Origin of the sequence: Pseudomonas sp. CCI4.2 (genome assembly GCF_034350045.1) — a bacterium.
Taxonomy (GTDB): domain Bacteria; phylum Pseudomonadota; class Gammaproteobacteria; order Pseudomonadales; family Pseudomonadaceae; genus Aquipseudomonas.
This window is the reverse complement of record NZ_CP133781.1, coordinates 280,474-296,125: the sequence shown is the minus strand read 5'-3', so window position 1 is coordinate 296,125 and position 15,652 is coordinate 280,474. Positions and strand designations below refer to the sequence as shown.

General features: G+C 56.5%; 17 protein-coding genes. 7 read left to right on the top strand and 10 right to left on the bottom strand.

Annotation, left to right across the window (positions count from 1 at the left end):
* Positions 1-3: 3 nt before the first annotated feature.
* From RHM65_RS01325 to RHM65_RS01310, 4 genes are all read right to left on the bottom strand, one after another.
* Positions 4-954: a MerR family transcriptional regulator gene (locus RHM65_RS01325; protein ID WP_416194755.1), complete on the bottom strand. Its 951-nt coding sequence runs from the start codon at positions 952-954 to the stop codon at positions 4-6.
* A 3-nt stretch (positions 955-957) separates the two neighbouring features.
* The gene (locus RHM65_RS01320) at positions 958-1,911 is read right to left on the bottom strand and encodes a DUF523 and DUF1722 domain-containing protein (RefSeq protein ID WP_322170740.1); all 954 of its coding nucleotides are present in this window, start codon (positions 1,909-1,911) and stop codon (positions 958-960) included.
* 181 nt (positions 1,912-2,092) lie between these two features.
* Positions 2,093-2,308, bottom strand: a complete 216-nt coding sequence (locus tag RHM65_RS01315; protein ID WP_322167740.1) for a TIGR02450 family Trp-rich protein — start codon at positions 2,306-2,308, stop codon at positions 2,093-2,095.
* The gene (locus tag RHM65_RS01310) at positions 2,305-3,291 is read right to left on the bottom strand and encodes an NAD(P)/FAD-dependent oxidoreductase (protein WP_322167741.1); all 987 of its coding nucleotides are present in this window, start codon (positions 3,289-3,291) and stop codon (positions 2,305-2,307) included. Before RHM65_RS01310 ends, RHM65_RS01315 begins: the two co-directional genes overlap by 4 nt.
* 312 nt (positions 3,292-3,603) lie before the next feature.
* Between RHM65_RS01310 and RHM65_RS01305 the strand changes: the two genes are divergently transcribed.
* Both RHM65_RS01305 and hemH read left to right on the top strand, forming a co-directional pair.
* Positions 3,604-4,506, top strand: coding sequence for a TIGR01777 family oxidoreductase (locus RHM65_RS01305; protein ID WP_322184174.1), 903 nt, complete (start codon positions 3,604-3,606; stop codon positions 4,504-4,506).
* 13 nt (positions 4,507-4,519) lie between these two features.
* Entirely contained in the window at positions 4,520-5,545 is a 1,026-nt protein-coding gene (gene hemH / locus RHM65_RS01300) for a ferrochelatase (protein ID WP_322167743.1), read from the top strand.
* 1,137 nt (positions 5,546-6,682) lie between these two features.
* Here the strand turns inward: hemH and RHM65_RS01295 are convergent.
* Positions 6,683-7,960 carry a uracil-xanthine permease family protein gene (locus tag RHM65_RS01295; RefSeq protein ID WP_322167744.1) on the bottom strand — a complete coding sequence of 426 codons (1,278 nt, stop codon included), beginning with the start codon at positions 7,958-7,960 and terminating at the stop codon, positions 6,683-6,685.
* Positions 7,960-8,598, bottom strand: a complete 639-nt coding sequence (gene upp, locus RHM65_RS01290; RefSeq protein WP_322167745.1) for a uracil phosphoribosyltransferase — start codon at positions 8,596-8,598, stop codon at positions 7,960-7,962. Before upp ends, RHM65_RS01295 begins: the two co-directional genes overlap by 1 nt.
* A 152-nt stretch (positions 8,599-8,750) precedes the next feature.
* Here upp and RHM65_RS01285 point away from each other — a divergent pair, with 152 nt between their 5' ends.
* From RHM65_RS01285 to RHM65_RS01275, 3 genes are all read left to right on the top strand, one after another.
* On the top strand, positions 8,751-9,308 hold the full coding sequence (locus RHM65_RS01285) for a hypoxanthine-guanine phosphoribosyltransferase (RefSeq protein ID WP_322167746.1): 558 nt from the start codon (positions 8,751-8,753) through the stop codon (positions 9,306-9,308).
* A 46-nt stretch (positions 9,309-9,354) separates the two neighbouring features.
* Complete coding sequence (locus tag RHM65_RS01280; RefSeq protein WP_322167747.1) at positions 9,355-9,861, top strand: hypothetical protein; 507 nt, start codon at positions 9,355-9,357, stop codon at positions 9,859-9,861.
* Between the two features lie 69 nt (positions 9,862-9,930).
* Complete coding sequence (locus RHM65_RS01275) at positions 9,931-10,218, top strand: PA4642 family protein (RefSeq protein ID WP_322167748.1); 288 nt, start codon at positions 9,931-9,933, stop codon at positions 10,216-10,218.
* 59 nt (positions 10,219-10,277) lie between these two features.
* Here the strand turns inward: RHM65_RS01275 and mqo are convergent, their stop codons facing one another.
* Both mqo and RHM65_RS01265 read right to left on the bottom strand, forming a co-directional pair.
* Entirely contained in the window at positions 10,278-11,786 is a 1,509-nt protein-coding gene (gene mqo, locus RHM65_RS01270; protein ID WP_322167749.1) for a malate dehydrogenase (quinone), read from the bottom strand.
* Between the two features lie 725 nt (positions 11,787-12,511).
* Positions 12,512-12,745, bottom strand: a complete 234-nt coding sequence (locus RHM65_RS01265) for a hypothetical protein (protein ID WP_322167750.1) — start codon at positions 12,743-12,745, stop codon at positions 12,512-12,514.
* Between the two features lie 215 nt (positions 12,746-12,960).
* Between RHM65_RS01265 and RHM65_RS01260 the strand changes: the two genes are divergently transcribed.
* Positions 12,961-13,545 (top strand): YajG family lipoprotein, encoded by a 585-nt coding sequence (locus RHM65_RS01260; protein ID WP_322167751.1) that lies wholly within the window; start codon positions 12,961-12,963, stop codon positions 13,543-13,545.
* Positions 13,546-13,655: 110 nt separating this feature from the next.
* On the opposite strand, the gene RHM65_RS01255 is transcribed toward RHM65_RS01260, so the two are convergent.
* On the bottom strand, positions 13,656-13,862 hold the full coding sequence (locus RHM65_RS01255; protein ID WP_322167752.1) for a hypothetical protein: 207 nt from the start codon (positions 13,860-13,862) through the stop codon (positions 13,656-13,658).
* Positions 13,863-14,055: 193 nt separating this feature from the next.
* Here RHM65_RS01255 and RHM65_RS01250 point away from each other — a divergent pair, with 193 nt between their 5' ends.
* On the top strand, positions 14,056-14,343 hold the full coding sequence (locus RHM65_RS01250) for a hypothetical protein (protein ID WP_322167753.1): 288 nt from the start codon (positions 14,056-14,058) through the stop codon (positions 14,341-14,343).
* Between the two features lie 71 nt (positions 14,344-14,414).
* On the opposite strand, the gene RHM65_RS01245 is transcribed toward RHM65_RS01250, so the two are convergent.
* Entirely contained in the window at positions 14,415-15,578 is a 1,164-nt protein-coding gene (locus RHM65_RS01245; protein ID WP_322167754.1) for a 1-acyl-sn-glycerol-3-phosphate acyltransferase, read from the bottom strand.
* Positions 15,579-15,652 lie beyond the last annotated feature (74 nt).

Sequence of the window (15,652 nt, the reverse complement as noted above, 5' to 3'; positions counted from 1 at the left end):
TCCTTAAATAAGCCCGAGTTCGTGCAGCGCGGTTTGGGCGGCAAGGGGATCTTCGGCAAGCGTCAGTCCGTGGATCTCAGTGATAGATACGGACAGCTCGGTGGAATGGATGCATACCGTTGGTCCGGCAATCAGCTTGGGGCAGGCAATGTTGGCCAAGAGTTTGGGCAGCAAGCTCACGCTCAATGCTTTACTGGAATACAGCAGCAGTCCCCTGGCTTGCAGGTATTCCACCGCCAACGCCAGCTCACCAATGGGCAGCGGCCAATCAAACACTTCTACCGGGCAGTCGCTGCTACTGACCAACCAGGCGGTCAGCCACAGATGCGGTTCCAGGGGTAAGTCCGACTGATTGACCAACAACACAGGCGCGCCCTGCAGTTGGCGATTGTTGTAGTAGATCCGTGCGCCGAGCTTGCTGCGCAGCCAGGAATAGAAAAACACCCGCTCCAGTTGTGCGCCGAACTGGCCTTGCCAGCGGCGCTCCAGCTCCGCCAGCAAGGGCAATAGAAGCTGTTCACACAGGGTGCGTGGCGGGTACAGCGCCATTGCCTGATTGAAGGTTTCATCGACTTTGCGTTCAGCCAGCTGGCTGATGGCAAGCAGCAATGATTGACGCAGATTGTCCCAATCGTTCGCCGGGTCATTGGTGATGGGTTGCGGCGCATCAATCAGTTGCTTGACCTGACTGACTGACACCCCACGATTGAGCCAAGTGAGAATCAACAAAATCCGTTGTACGTGCTCGGCGCAATACAGACGATGACCCTTTGGCGTGCGTTGTGGCACCACCAACCCGTAGCGCCGTTCCCACGCCCGCAGGGTAACGGCGTTGACCCCGGTTTGCCGGGCGACTTCGCGAATGGGCAGCCAGCCTTGTTTCAAGGCCAAAAGGTAATCGGCGCGCATCGAGTCAGGCTGGGCGTCGAGCGCCTCGTCAGTGAGTTTTTTCATGGGTTAGATCGCATTGCGCAAACCGAGATTTTCCGGATGCGGTTGGAGGTAAACCTGCTGTGCCAAGTAGGCGTCCGGGTGCTGGCGCAAGTGATGTTTGAGCAGGGTGAGCGGCACCACTAAGGGCACCACACCACGTCGGTACTGACTGATCAGGCGCTGCATCTCTTCACGGTCGTCCTGACTCATGGTCTTTTTGAAATAACCATTGAGGTGTTGCAGGACATTGGTGTGGGTGCCTCGTGTGGCGCATTTTTTAAGGGCGGCCATCAATTCGCTGAAATAAAGCGGGGCGATATCCTGGGGGTCGGTTTTCGCCATGGAACCGAGCATTTTCCCGAGTACCCGGTACTGCGCCGGGTTGTTGGCCATGAGCTGGTATTTGTAGCGCGAGTGGAATTCGGTCAGCCCGCGACGGCTTAATCCGCTGCTCAGCAGGGCTTGCCAGTCCGCGTAAGCAAATACCCGAGTGACGAAGTTTTCTCGTAATACGGGGTCATTCAGTCGGCCATCTTCCTCAACCGGCAGGTTCGGCTGAAGTGCGCAAAACGCTCGGGCGTAGATGCCACGGCCGCGAGGACTCGGGAGGCCGTTGTCCTGATAAACCTTGACCCGTTCGAGGCCGCAAGACGGTGACTTCTGCATAAAGATGTAGCCGCAAATATCGTTCATTTGCGTGGCCATGTGTACGCCGTAGTCAGCCAGCGCCTGGGTTACGTTTAACTCACTGTGGACGCTGCCAATCGCTTGGGGTGCCTCTGGATCACCGATCAGTCGAATGGCTTCTCGGGGAATGCCCATGCCGATGGCGACTTCAGGGCATGCGGGCACGAAATCAAAATATTCATTCAGCGTTTCGGTGCACAGGTGGGATTCCTTGTGCCCGCCGTTAAAGCGCACTTCGACTCCCATCAAGCAAGCGCTGATGCCGATTTTTGGTTTGCTGACGGCGGTAATACTGGACATGACAAACCTCTGATCTTGCGTTGTACAGGTATAAGTTTCTGTACAACTTTAAAGCATCATAGGTTCGGTGCTGTACAAGTCAATTAATTTGTACAATATTTGTCACGGATTCAGAGCGGGGCTGGATGGGTAAGGGTTTTAGGGTGAGTCGCAGTGGGGATGATGCGATGGACTACTTCCAGCCCATGCGCCAGGTGTCGGCGTTTTGCAGGCTGAGCCAAGGTAAGCGCTCGGTGCGCCGAGTGAGAACCGCCTGCAATTCAATCTCCAGCACGGTGCCTTCTTCGTCGCAGAACAGTTCGGTCACCATAAAGTGTTTTTCACGATTGAGTGGATGGGCTGCTGTCCATTTCGACAGCAGCAACTTGCGAGGATTAACGTGGTTCATTCCAAGTGCTCAAGCAGGCGGCGAGCAGCTTCTTGGCCGCTAAGCCAAGCACCTTCAACGCGGCCAGACAGGCACCAGTCGCCACACACATAAACGCCTAAATCCGAATCGGACAAGGAGCCCCATTCATGGGCCCCGGCCGGCCGTGCATAGAGCCAGCGGTGGGCAAGGGTGAACGCGGGGGCAGGCATGGCACAACCGACCAACTCAGCGAAAGCGCCGTGCAGTTGTTCGATGACTGCTTCCTTGGGCAGGTCCAAATGCTGCTTGCTCCAAGCACTGGTGGCATGCAGAACCCACGTGTCGAGGGTGCTTGAACGTCCCGGTTTACTTCGGTTTCGGGCCAGCCAGTCAAGGGGGCTGTCTTGCACGAAGCAGCCTTCCATTGGTGTTTGCAGGGGGGTATCGAAGGCCAGCGCTACCGCCCAAGTCGGTTCCATCTGAACGCCAGCAGCGACGCTGGCGAGCTTCGGTGCGGCGGCGAGCAGAGTCGTTGCTTGCGGGGCGGGCAAGGCAATCACGACATGGCTGAAGGGACCATGGGTGACGCCGTCAGCATCCTGCAAACTCCAATGGTGTTTGCCGCGATACACCTCGGTGATCCGGCAGGAGAAGGTCACAGGAAGATCGCCGCGCATAGCGCGAGTGATTGCACTCATGCGGGGGCTACCCACCCAGCGCGTCTGTTCATCCGGCGAGGGGCTGAGCTTGCCTGAGTGGTAGTTATAGAGCTGAGGCGTCCATACCACGACGTGGCCGTTGGCTTGCCATTGCTGCACGACTTCAACGAAGCGCCGATCACGGGCAGTAAAGTATTGAGCGCCCAAATCCAGAGCACCCGCATCGCTGCGTTTACTCGACATTCGGCCGCCACTGCCGTGGCTTTTATCGAAAAGATGGACGGGATGCCCTGCGCTGTGGAGCGCCTGGGCAGCTGAGAGTCCGGCGATGCCGGTACCGATGATTGCGATGGGTACAGTCATAGGGGCCTCGTTACCTTGTTTGTACAGACTACGCCGTAGTTAAAACCTGTACAATCTTGTTTTTCGGTATAACTTGCTGGCTCGTGCTAATGATGCCGCTCGCTTGTTTGAGTCTGGCCCTTGATCAGGATTACTCAACTACCCGTACGTGTTGCGTGCGGCTAGGAAAAAGGTCGATGAGGGCCGCTATGACCTATGGTTGAGTCAGGGCGCAAGAGCCATCGCCATCGGGCATCCCACTGCGGCACGAAGGTGGAGGGCGGTAATCAATAGACTAACGATTTGCGATGAACGCCACGCGAGGAGCACGTCATGCACATATTGCTGACCGGCGGTACTGGTCTGATAGGACGTCAACTGTGCAAAAACTGGCAGGCACAGGGTCATCAGCTCACGGTTTGGAGCCGCAGGCCCGAAGAGGTTCGTAGGCTGTGCGGCGATTCTGTAAGGGGTATCGCCACGCTGGATGAAGTGGGTGCCGGCCCTGTCGATGCGGTTATCAATCTGGCAGGCGCACCTATCGCAGACAGGCCTTGGACGCGCAAGCGCAAAGCACTGCTATGGGAAAGTCGTATCGGCCTGACTGAGCACTTGTTGGCGTGGCTAGAGCGTCGTGAGCAGAAACCGTCGGTGCTGATCTCCGGGTCCGCCGTAGGCTGGTATGGCGACGGCGGAGAGCGTGAACTGAACGAAGAAACCGTGCCGGTCGCCTTGGATTTCGCCAGTCGTCTATGCGATGCGTGGGAGGAAACTGCACAACGCGCTGAGGCATTGGGAATACGTGTCGTCATCGTGCGTACGGGTTTGGTCCTGGCGGATGATGGCGGTTTTTTGCAGCGTCTTTTATTGCCCTTCAAACTGGGTCTCGGCGGGCCAATTGGCAGCGGTCGACAATGGATGCCGTGGATTCATCTTCAGGATCAAATCGCCCTGATTGATTTTCTGTTGAATCGAACCGAAGCCCAAGGTCCTTATAATGCCTGCGCGCCTTACCCCGTGCGCAATCGCGAGTTTGCTAAAACGCTGGGCACTGTTCTGCACCGTCCTGCGTTCATGCCATTGCCGACGTTGGTGTTGAGGGCGCTGTTAGGTGAGATGTCCGTGTTGTTACTAGGCGGTCAGCGTGCGTATCCGGCTCGACTGCAAGAAGCAGGTTTTACCTTTCGATTTACCGATTTGAACGCGGCCCTGAATGATGTGCTTGGCCGCCACTGACAAAGGATGTTGCATGACCGATCACGCGCTGTTACTGGTCAACCTAGGTTCACCGGCTTCGACCAAGGTGGCGGATGTCCGAAGCTACCTGAATCAGTTTCTGATGGACCCCTATGTTATTGACGTACCGTGGCCGGTTCGGCGCTTGCTGGTATCGCTGATCCTGGTCAAACGTCCCGAGCAGTCGGCCCACGCTTACGCCTCGATCTGGTGGGATGAGGGTTCGCCGCTGGTGGTGCTGAGTCAGCGTTTGCAGAAAGCGATGGTCAAGGAATGGACTCAGGGCCCGGTCGAGCTGGCAATGCGCTACGGCGAGCCGTCTATCGAGACGGTGCTGACCCGTTTGTCTGCCCAAGGGATTGAGAAAGTGACCCTCGCTCCGCTATATCCGCAATTTGCCGACAGCACCGTGACGACGGTAATTGAGGAAGCGAAACGTGCGGTGAAGGCTAAATCGTTGAATATCCAGTTTTCGCTGTTGCAGCCTTTTTACGATCAGGCTGAATACCTTGATGCATTGGTAGAAAACGCTCGGCCACAGCTTGAGCAGGCACACGACCATTTATTGCTGAGCTTTCACGGCTTGCCCGAACGACATCTTCACAAGCTAGACCCCACGGGTAGCCACTGCTTCAAAGGCGCTGATTGTTGCCAGACGGCTTCTGCACAAGTGATAGCGACCTGTTATCGCGCTCAGTGCCTGCGCACGGCGGCTTTATTTGCTGAGCGCCTGGGTTTGGCCGACGGCACTTGGTCGGTGTCTTTCCAGTCACGGTTGGGGCGCGCTAAATGGATCGAGCCTTACACCGAAGCGCGCCTTGCCGAGCTGGCGAAGAACGGCGCGAAAAAAATTCTGGTGATGTGCCCGGCGTTTGTCGCCGATTGCATCGAGACGCTGGAGGAAATCGGCGACCGGGGCAAAGAGCAATTTCGCGAAGCGGGAGGGGAGGAGTTGGTGCTGATTCCATGCCTGAACGACGACCCGAATTGGGCTGCCGCGCTGAAGACCTTGTGTGAGCGAGCACCGCTGATGTTGTAGTTTTCTATGCCGCTTCGCCAACAAGTTGGCTCCTTGAGAGACGGGACGGCGCCGGGTTGAATGTGAAGTCCATTCCCGAATAAATTCGGTCCCACCGGATTCGTGAGCGATTTCCATAGTGTGGGAGCAGGCTTGCCTGCGAAGAGGCCGGTAAGCGCGCCGCTGATGTCGACCTGATACCCGGTGCGCCTGCAATGACGCTTTCGTTGGCAAGCCAACTCCCACAGACGTCTGTGCAACGCCGAAATCTGTGGGACCGAATTCATTCGGGAAGGCGACGGGTCAGACGCAGACGATGTTGAATGTGAAGTCCATTCCCGAATAAATTCGGTTCCACACGGATTCGTGGGCGCTTCCCATAGTGTGGGAGCAGGCTTGCCTGCGAAGAGGCCGGTAATCGCGTCGCTGATGTCGACCGGAAACCTGGGGCGCTTGCAATGACGCTTTCGTTGGCAAGCCCCACAGACGTCTGTGCAATGCCGAAATCTGTGGGACCGAATTCATTCGGGAAGGCGACGGGTCAGACGCAGACGATGTTGAATGTGAAGTCCAATCCCGAATAAATTCGGTTCCACCGGATTCGTGAGCGCTTTCCATAGTGTGGGAGCAGGCTTGCCTGCGAAGAGGCCGGTAATCGCGTCGCTGATGTCGACCTGATGCCCGGTGCGCTTGCAATGACGCTTTCGTTGGCAGGCCAACTCCCACAGACGTCTGTGCAACGCCGAAATCTGTGGGACCGAATTCATTCGGGAAGGCGACGGGTCAGACGCAGACGATGTTGAATGTGAAGTCCAATCCCGAATAAATTCGGTTCCACACGGATTCGTGAGCGCTTTCCATAGTGTGGGAGCAGGCTTGCCTGCGAAGAGGCCGGTAATCGCGTCGCTGATGTCGACCTGAAACCCTGGGGCGCTTGCAATGACGCTTTCGTTGGCAAGCCAACTTGTATGTTTAAACTTGAAGGGGTGGGTGGGACCGAATTCATTCGGGAAGGCGACGGGTCAGACGCAGACGATGTTGAATGTGAAGTCCATTCCCGAATAAATTCGGTCCGGCGGGGTTGGTGCGACCTTGGCGCCAATCTCTGTAGATACTCTTGTTGGCGAGGCGCTCCAGAAGAGCACTCGCCATCGCGCTCTACAGCATCTCTTCCAGCTTTTTCTTGTGCTTCCAGCTGTCATTCCCTGGCAGCAACAGGTTCAAGCCAATCGCCACGACTGCGCATAGCGCAATGCCCTTGAGACCGAAGTCATTAGGGCCAGTGCCGGTGCCGATCAGCACGCCACCAATCCCGAAGACCAACGTCACCGACACAATCACCAGGTTGCGTGCCTCGGCGAGGTCGACTTTATGACGGATTAGCGTGTTCATCCCCACCGCAGCAATCGAGCCGAACAACAGGCACAAAATCCCGCCCATGACTGGAATCGGGATGCTTTGCAGCAGCGCGCCGAACTTGCCAATGAACGCCAGGCTGATGGCGAATATCGCCGCCCACGTCATGATTTTCGGGTTGTAGTTTTTGGTCAGCATCACCGCGCCAGTTACTTCGGCGTAGGTGGTGTTCGGCGGTCCACCAAACAGGCCCGCCACAGTGGTGGCTATCCCATCACCCAGCAAGGTGCGATGCAGCCCTGGCTTTTTCAAATAATCTCGACCGGTCACGCTGCCCACTGCAATCACGCCGCCGATGTGTTCAATGGCGGGCGCCAACGCGACTGGGACGATGAACAAAATTGCCTGCCAGTTGAATTCAGGGGCCGTGAATTTCGGCAGGGCCAGCCAAGGCGCAGCGGCGATTTTTACGACATCGACCACGCCGAAATAAAACGCCAGGGCGAAACCGACCAGCACACCGGAAATAATCGGCACCAGACGGAAAATCCCGCGACCAAACACCGCGACGATCACCGTTGTCAGCAGCGCTGGCATCGAGATCCACATGGCGATGTGGTACGGAATCAACTCCGCACCGTCTCCGCCCTTGCCCATGGCCATGTTGGCGGCAATCGGCGCCATGGCGAGACCGATAGAGATGATCACCGGCCCAATGACCACCGGCGGCAGCAAGCGGTCAATGAAACCCGTACCTTTGATCTTCACCGCAAGGCCGAGAAAGGTATAAACAAACCCCGCCGCCATGATCCCGCCCATGGTCGCCGCCAGACCGAACTGGCCCTTAGCGAGAATGATCGGCGTAATAAACGCGAAACTCGAGGCCAGGAATACCGGCACCTGACGCCCCGTTACCACCTGAAAACACAAGGTGCCAAGCCCAGCGGTGAACAGTGCAACGTTTGGGTCGAGGCCGGTGATCAATGGCATCAAGACCAAGGCGCCAAAGGCCACGAAAAGCATCTGCGCGCCGGACAATACGGTGCGCCAGAGTGGATCGTTGAATTCATCCGGCTTCATTAGCCTTCCTTCTGCTTGGTGCCGAATATCTTGTCGCCGGCATCGCCCAAGCCCGGAATGATGTAACCGTGTTCGTTCAAACGCTCGTCGATGGAGGCGGTGTAGATCATTACGTCGGGGTGAGCCTTCTCCACGGCGGCAATGCCTTCCGGCGCTGCAACCAGCACCATGGCGCGGATTTCCTTGCAACCCGCTCGCTTCAGCAGGTCAATAGCCGCAACCATTGAGTTGCCGGTCGCAAGCATTGGATCAATGATCATCGCCAACCGCTCATTGATCTCAGGAACCAGTTTTTCCAGGTAGGTGTGGGCTTGCAGTGTCGCTTCATTGCGAGCCAAGCCAACTGCGCTGACCTTGGCGCCGGGGATTAGGCTGAGCACGCCGTCGAGCATGCCGATACCTGCGCGCAAAATAGGGACAACAGTGATCTTTTTGCCAGCGATTTTTTCGACTTGCACCGTGCCCGCCCAGCCTTGGATTTCGTAGCTTTCCAAGGGCAGATCGGCGGTCGCTTCATAGGTCAGCAGCGCACCGACTTCCTGAGCCAGTTCACGAAAATTCTTGGTGCTGATGTCAGCACGGCGCATCAGGCCGAGCTTGTGGCGGATCAGCGGATGGCGGATCTCACGGATAGGCATAAGGAAAGACTCCGACGGGGGGCAAAAAAACGGCCTAGATTAATCTATTCAACTGTTACTGTCCGAAACGTTAGTCCAGAAATGCTTGCTCTGACCGAAGCGGATGCGTACCTTTGCCCGCTTTTCTTCCACCGCACCCAATGGAGAGCGCCATGTCTGCTGATCTCGACCATATCCGTCAAATCATGCGCGAAGCTGATTGCCTGTACACCGAAGCTGAAGTCGAAGCGGCCATCGCTCGTCTTGGCGCCGAGATCAATGCCACGCTGGCCGACACCAACCCTGTGGTGTTTTGCGTCATGAATGGTGGCCTGATCTTCACCGGAAAACTACTGACGCACCTCAACTTCCCGTTGGAAGCGTCCTACTTGCACGCCACCCGCTATCGCAACGAGACCACCGGCGGCGACCTGTTCTGGAAAGCTAAACCGGAAGTCTCCTTTATCGACCGCGACGTGTTGATCATTGATGACATCCTCGACGAAGGTCATACCCTCGGCGCGATCATCGATTTCTGCAAACATGCTGGCGCTCGCGCGGTACACACCGCCGTGCTGATCGACAAAGACCACGACCGCAAAGCTCGACCTGACCTCAAGGCCGACTTCGTAGGCTTGCCGTGCATTGATCGCTATATTTTCGGTTACGGCATGGATTACAAAGGCTACTGGCGCAACGCTGCCGGCATTTATGCGGTTAAAGGGATGTAAACCTGACCGCATGCTAGAGTGCCCGCCAGTTTTCGGGGACTCTCACATGACGTTGTTGATCCACACTGCCGCCGCGCTGCTCCTGCTGTCGAGCTTGCCGTTGGCGGCGGCGCCGAGCCAGAGCGGCGCTAAATCGATACCGATGCACGCTCAGTATTTGCCGCCCGACGATCAAACCCTGCGTGAAGGCAACCCCACGCAGCAGCAGTTATTGCAAATCACCGAATACTCGGTGGTCATTGGCAGCCAACGCGAATCCACGCAGCAACCGATACCGGTGACATCACCTGTGTTATTGCGCCTGAAAGGTCGGTCGATGAACAAAGGCGCAACGGTGTCTGAGGTTCTGCTGCATTTCGATGGCGAAAGCAAAAGCCTAAAAAAGCCCACCTTCGACGACCAAAGCCATACGTTATCGCTGTATTACCCCATGACCGACTACCGGGCCGTGATCGATTTGCTGCGCAACGAGAAGGTGTACTGCCAGTTTCTGAGTTACGCCAACGGGCATGTCTGGGCCGATTTACACACCACCGAGCTACATGCGCGTTGAGCGCCGAGGTGGGCGAGGGTTAAACTGCCCGCCCGTGAACTATCCGCGAATCAGTTGGAGTCAGCAGCAATGCGTAAAGATAAAAGGCAGGTGATTGGCGATGAGATCGGCGATGAACAAATCAAATTGTTCCTCGATTTCGAACCGGTCGATGCCACCTCGCCCTCGCTGCACAAACTGATCAAGGCCTACCGTGGCCTGCGGATTAACGATTTTGAGCGGTTTCTGGTGTTTTTCCTTGCGGCGGGTTTAGACCTTGATGGCAAAGATGAGCACGGTCAGGATTTCGTGGCGTTGGTCAAAGATCAACGTAACGCCGAGGAATACATTGAGCTGATTGAGCAGGCTCGCGGCTGATACTGTTGTTTAGCCCATAAAAAAACGCCCCTCAGGGCGTTTTTTTATGGTGGATACGATCAAGCAAAGCTTTCGGTCTCGTTGCTGATCTCAACCAATTCCAAACTCTCGTTGCTCTGGTCGTTGATGCGTTGATAAAGCTGCGCGTCAGTTTCCAGCGCCGTTTCACGTGCTGGGAAAATTTCCTTCAGCTTGGCGGCCCATTCGCCGTGAGCTTTGTCCGGGAAGCAGCGGTCAATCAGATCCAGCATGATTGACACGGTGACCGAGGCGCCTGGAGAGGCGCCGAGGAGGGCGGCCAGTGAACCGTCTTTGGACGATACCAACTCAGTGCCGAATTGCAGCACGCCGCCTTTTTTCGCGTCTTTCTTGATGATCTGGACCCGTTGACCGGCGACTTCGAGACGCCAGTCTTCGGCCTTGGCTTGCGGGTAGAAGCGGCGCAACGACTCAAGACGTTGTTCCATCGACTGCATCACTTCGCTGACCAAGTATTTGGTCAGGTCCATGTTGTCACGAGCGACGGCCAGCATCGGGCCAATGTTGGCGGCGCGAACCGACAACGGCAGGTCCATGAATGACCCGTGCTTCAGAAATTTGGTGGTGAAACCCGCGTACGGTCCAAACAGCAACGAGGTCTGACCGTCGACGACGCGGGTGTCCAGGTGCGGAACCGACATCGGCGGCGAGCCCACGGCGGCCTGGCTGTACACCTTGGCTTGGTGGTGTTTGACCACTTCCGGATTGTCGCAACGCAGCCATTGGCCGCTAACCGGGAACCCACCGAAACCTTTACTTTCTTCGACGCCGGACATTTGCAGCAGCGGCAATGCCGCACCGCCTGCGCCAAGGAACACGAACTTGGCCTCGACTTCACGGGTATTGCCGGTGTTGACGTCCTTGATGCTGACGCTCCAGCCCTGGCCTTTGCGGGTCAGACCGGTGACGCGCTTGCAGTATTTGACCTGCACATCCGGGGTGCTGGACAAGTGCTTGAGCAACTGGTTAGTCAAAGCGCCGAAATTGACGTCGGTACCGTTCATGACGCGGGTGGCCGCAATGGGCTCATCGGCCGGACGGCCTGGCATCATCAGCGGCATCCACTCCGCCAGTTTGGCCTTGTCTTCGGTGTATTCCATGGCTGAGAACGCATGATGCGTGTGCATCGCTTCAAAACGAGCCTTGAGGAACGACACGCCGCTGTCGCCCTGGACGAAACTCAGGTGCGGCACTGGGCTGATAAACGACTTGGAGGAGCCGAAGGTGCTTTTCTTGGTCATGTATGACCAGAACTGCTTCGAGACCTCAAACTGGGTATTGATGTGCACAGCTTTTTTGATGGAAATGGAGCCATCGGCTGCTTGCGGTGTGTAATTAAGCTCACACAGACCCGCGTGGCCGGTACCGGCGTTGTTCCACGGATTGGAACTCTCCGCAGCACCGGAATCCATCAGCTCAACGACTTCCAGCGTGAGGCTGGGGTCGAGCTCTTTAAGCAGCACCGCCAGGGTGGCACTCATGATGCCCGCCCCAACCAGTACCACATCGACTGTTTCGTTATGCGCCATTAACGCGTCTCCAAAATCTGCAGCACCAAATTGACGGCATACGATCCCGAGGTCAGCTGCCGGTCGTTGCCGGGGCGTGAATCCGAGAGTGCCCCAAGTAACTTATGGCCAGGATCGCCATGTCCGATTCTTCGCAATTTTTTGCATCTCAGCGGACGCCACCATTCGGGCTTTGAGTCCATATGAACTCACTTTCAGGCTCGACTGGCAATTCGACTATCGTCAAGGCATCCGTTTGTGCAACCAAATCCGTAGTGGACAGGCTTCAGGCTCCGGTCAGGGAGACTGCGCAGCAGCGGTCGGCCCCGTTTAGCAGGGCTGGATCAGACGTTAACGGTGCATGTAAAAACGCAGAACTATTCATTTGCTCGCCACACTCTTATGAAGTAGTGAAAACCCGTTTTTTTCACGCTCTTTTGGAGACGTGAACCTCAAAAAAGAACCGACGTTACGGTAGGTTCTGGCAGGCCTAATACTAAACAGAAGTGACACTGACGGGCGAGAAGCTTCGAAGCGATTCGAGCGGTTCGACACCGGATCAGCGAGCACGAATGCTGGCAAATGACCTGTGTGGGCGGCTCTCTGTGGGCGGTGCGGGGGAGCTAATACAGAGCATTAGCGATGCTGCGAGGCCCGATCAGGAGACGTCCTTATAATCGGGGCAAGATTATAGCGATGAAACGGCAGGAATTGATCTTATTAACTGACTTTAATTAGCCGCTGGGTCAGTTAGCCATCGCGGGGTGACGACTGAAATGTGTTTCGGGCTTCGCGGCGCGGGCGTTGTCGGGCAATGGGTGGTTCAGCCAGCTTGGGCACACCTCATAGACTTCCACCCACCCGGCAGTCTTAGGTGGTGTGGCGCAATGGCGAAAAACCTGACACATCCCGGAGGCGTCCAGATACACGAAATGACGATGGGTGTGGCGCAAGGCAAACAGAGACCAGAGAAAATTCATGGCAGTGCTCCTGTTGAGTGCTAGCCCAGAGCGTGCCTGATGCAAGTGACAGCTGCATGACACCTACGGTTTTGCAGCTCAAAGAGCGTTTTGACAGGACATATCCGCAGGAACTGATACAGGTGGTGTCAGGTCTGATTTTCAGCTAGTGAGCCGGCTGTCGGCACCGCTATACTGCCCGCCATTTATTGTTTTTGGCCTCTGGAGAGATGAGTATGTTGCATCGCCTGTTGTTCGGTTTACTTGCTGTAAGCAGTTTGACGTTGGTCGGCTGTGCCAACAGCCCGCAACAACTTAGCCCGCAACCTAAACTCACGAGCCAACTCGCTGCGGTAGGTCATGGCCAACCGGTAGTGGTTCGTGTCGTGGATGGTCGCGCATCGCCCACCTTGGGCACTCGCGGTGGCCTATACCCGGAAACCAGCGCGGTCAGCGTCCAGCCAAATGACATCCTGCCTAAATTGCAGCAGCAAGCCGAAGCTGCCGTGCGTTTGCTTGGCTACACCCCGAGTGGAAATAGCGGCAACGTACCTCAGTTGACCGTGACCCTCGCAGACCTGAAGTATCAATCGCCTAAAGAAGGCCTGTACGTGACTGAAGCAACGATCTCCGCGACCTTTCGCGCTGATGTCGTTAATAACGGGAAAAGCTACAACGGTCGCTACGCCGCGTCGCTGGACCAGCGCTTCGGCATGGCACCTAATCAGGAAACCAACACCAAATTGGTCAGCGACGTGTTGAGCGACGCCCTGACACGATTGTTCCAGGACCCGACGGTCGGGCAGATGCTGGGTCAGTAATCGTCTCTGTAGATACCAACTTGTTGGCGAAGCCTTCGGCTCCTACAGAATCTGCGTATCGCCAGAGTCTGTGGGACCGAATTTATTCGGGAAGGCTTCCGTCCTGACACTCACGCCGCTTCCTGGCAAAATCCCAAAAAATTCAATCCGGCTTGCAGGTCCAGATCCGGCAGGTCGTGGTGCTGGTGCCCGCCCAAGGCGCAGTAGACCAGCCAATGGCGGTCTTGTACGTTGAAGGCGAGTGCGTCGATCAACGCTTCTTGTTCATCACTCTGGGCGATCAGGTACAAGCGGTCCTGGTTTTGTGCATGTAACATATCGGGCTCACTGTAGGTATCGAGGCAAGTATCGAGGAGCCATACAGTGGTTGGTTCAGGTTACGTTAAGGTGACCAGCTATAAATTAAAAATAAGAATCGTCCTTCGTCCCAATGCCGCAGCTTGGCAAAACACGAAATACGAGCAGTCCTCCGCACCGTCCGGCGCCAGATCACTGGCCCTCGAGGCTCTCATGTCGCTGCAGTCGTTTGAAGCTGTTCTCGTGTTTGACTTGGCGCACTGCGTCAACAGCGTTGCCTTGTTGGCGACGGTCCCCGCCGCTTGGTTTCTGCAACTGACACGTCGGCGGGAGCAGCGGGAAGTCGAGCATCTAGCCTCGCTGACTGAGCGGGCCCCCATAGATGAACCCCAGCACCTGATGGACATCTCGACGTTACGCCTGAATCGGTTCAACTACCGCTTTGGCTTCGGCTGCCTGATGGGGGTGTTACTGGTGTCGTGGATCAGCACACGGCTGTGAGGCCTGGCGACACCATCGAACTACAAAAAATGGCGCCCCGTGGGGCGCCATTTTTGTTATTGGCGGAACGCTTACAGCGCCAAACCGGCCTTGACCCGGTATTGGTTACGCACTGGCACTGCGTATTGCAACACCAAATAAGGCCGATGCTCCACAGGGCAGGTGTCCACTCGACGGCGCCATTCCGTTTGGGCTCGGGCCAACTCATCAGCAGGGAAAATCTGTGCAGCAGGCGGCACCGCGAGTGTCGGGTCTGCATCTGCCCACTGCGCATACGCCAGATAGTGCACAGGGAACAGCCGATACCCGCCGAGGATTCGCCGGTCCATTTCGACGGCCAATTGCTTGGTGTCATCGAATGTCTCGGTGATGGGTGCTGCGAAACTCACGTGCACGCGGCCTTTGTAGCCGGTGATGCCCAGAGCGATGCTGACATCATCTTCGCCGGGCACTTTGGTGTAGCTCCCGGTGGTTGCGCGGATATACAGCTCGCGGGCTTTGGCATGGTCACACGGGTCGTACTCGTAGCTGATCGACACTGGCGTCAGGTTCAGCGACTGAATCACGTCGGCGAACGGCTCGTCTTTGCGGCTCATGTGAAACATTTTCAGGATCGCCGATTCGGTACGGTCATCACCGTCCTTGGCGCGGCCTTCAGCCTGGGCGATCCAGATCGATTGGCAGTCGTTGCGAATCGAGTGATTGATGTACGCCGACAGCATCAGGTAGGCCGCCATCTTTTCCCGGCGTCCGGTAATCGAACGGTGCACGATAAAGCTCTTGTTCAGTCGCATCAGGTCGCTGACGTAGGGCTTTTGCAGCAGGTTGTCACCAATGGCGATGCGCGGCGTAGTCAAGCCGGCGTGGTACACGGCGTAATTGACAAACGCCGGGTCCATCGCAATGTCGCGGTGATTGGTCAGAAACAAATAAGCGATGCCGGACTTGAGCTGTTCGACGCCGGTGTAGGTCACACCATCAGTAGCTCGCTCAATAGTATGGTCGATGTAAACCTCGACCTTGTCTTGCAACGTTGCCACCGAATGCACCCCGTCGAACTCGCGGCGCAGCCGATGCGCTATAAGGGGCGTGAGTATCCAGCCGAATGCACTGGCCAGACGGGGGAACCGAAAGTGCGTCAGGATTTCAAGAAGTGCTTTGTCGCTAAGCAGACGCGCCAGTACAGCTGGGACTTCGGCGTCGTCGTAAGGTCGGATGGCATCGAATTCGCCCATCATGCTCTCTTGTTGGAAATCGCTAGTGTAGAGGTAGGCTGGGTCTGAAAAATGCTGTCAAACCCGCTGGTTAA

Bases quoted from the DNA above. Each gene is read 5' to 3' on its own strand.
- RHM65_RS01325 (WP_416194755.1), bottom strand. From the start codon at position 954: ATGAAAAAACTCACTGACGAGGCGCTCGACGCCCAGCCTGACTCGATG.
- RHM65_RS01315 (WP_322167740.1), bottom strand. From the start codon at position 2,308: ATGAACCACGTTAATCCTCGCAAGTTGCTGCTGTCGAAATGGACAGCA.
- RHM65_RS01310 (WP_322167741.1), bottom strand. From the start codon at position 3,291: ATGACTGTACCCATCGCAATCATCGGTACCGGCATCGCCGGACTCTCA.
- RHM65_RS01305 (WP_322184174.1), top strand. From the start codon at position 3,604: ATGCACATATTGCTGACCGGCGGTACTGGTCTGATAGGACGTCAACTG.
- hemH (WP_322167743.1), top strand. From the start codon at position 4,520: ATGACCGATCACGCGCTGTTACTGGTCAACCTAGGTTCACCGGCTTCG.
- RHM65_RS01295 (WP_322167744.1), bottom strand. From the start codon at position 7,960: ATGAAGCCGGATGAATTCAACGATCCACTCTGGCGCACCGTATTGTCC.
- upp (WP_322167745.1), bottom strand. From the start codon at position 8,598: ATGCCTATCCGTGAGATCCGCCATCCGCTGATCCGCCACAAGCTCGGC.
- RHM65_RS01285 (WP_322167746.1), top strand. From the start codon at position 8,751: ATGTCTGCTGATCTCGACCATATCCGTCAAATCATGCGCGAAGCTGAT.
- RHM65_RS01280 (WP_322167747.1), top strand. From the start codon at position 9,355: ATGACGTTGTTGATCCACACTGCCGCCGCGCTGCTCCTGCTGTCGAGC.
- RHM65_RS01275 (WP_322167748.1), top strand. From the start codon at position 9,931: ATGCGTAAAGATAAAAGGCAGGTGATTGGCGATGAGATCGGCGATGAA.
- mqo (WP_322167749.1), bottom strand. From the start codon at position 11,786: ATGGCGCATAACGAAACAGTCGATGTGGTACTGGTTGGGGCGGGCATC.
- RHM65_RS01265 (WP_322167750.1), bottom strand. From the start codon at position 12,745: ATGAATTTTCTCTGGTCTCTGTTTGCCTTGCGCCACACCCATCGTCAT.
- RHM65_RS01260 (WP_322167751.1), top strand. From the start codon at position 12,961: ATGTTGCATCGCCTGTTGTTCGGTTTACTTGCTGTAAGCAGTTTGACG.
- RHM65_RS01255 (WP_322167752.1), bottom strand. From the start codon at position 13,862: ATGTTACATGCACAAAACCAGGACCGCTTGTACCTGATCGCCCAGAGT.
- RHM65_RS01250 (WP_322167753.1), top strand. From the start codon at position 14,056: ATGTCGCTGCAGTCGTTTGAAGCTGTTCTCGTGTTTGACTTGGCGCAC.
- RHM65_RS01245 (WP_322167754.1), bottom strand. From the start codon at position 15,578: ATGGGCGAATTCGATGCCATCCGACCTTACGACGACGCCGAAGTCCCA.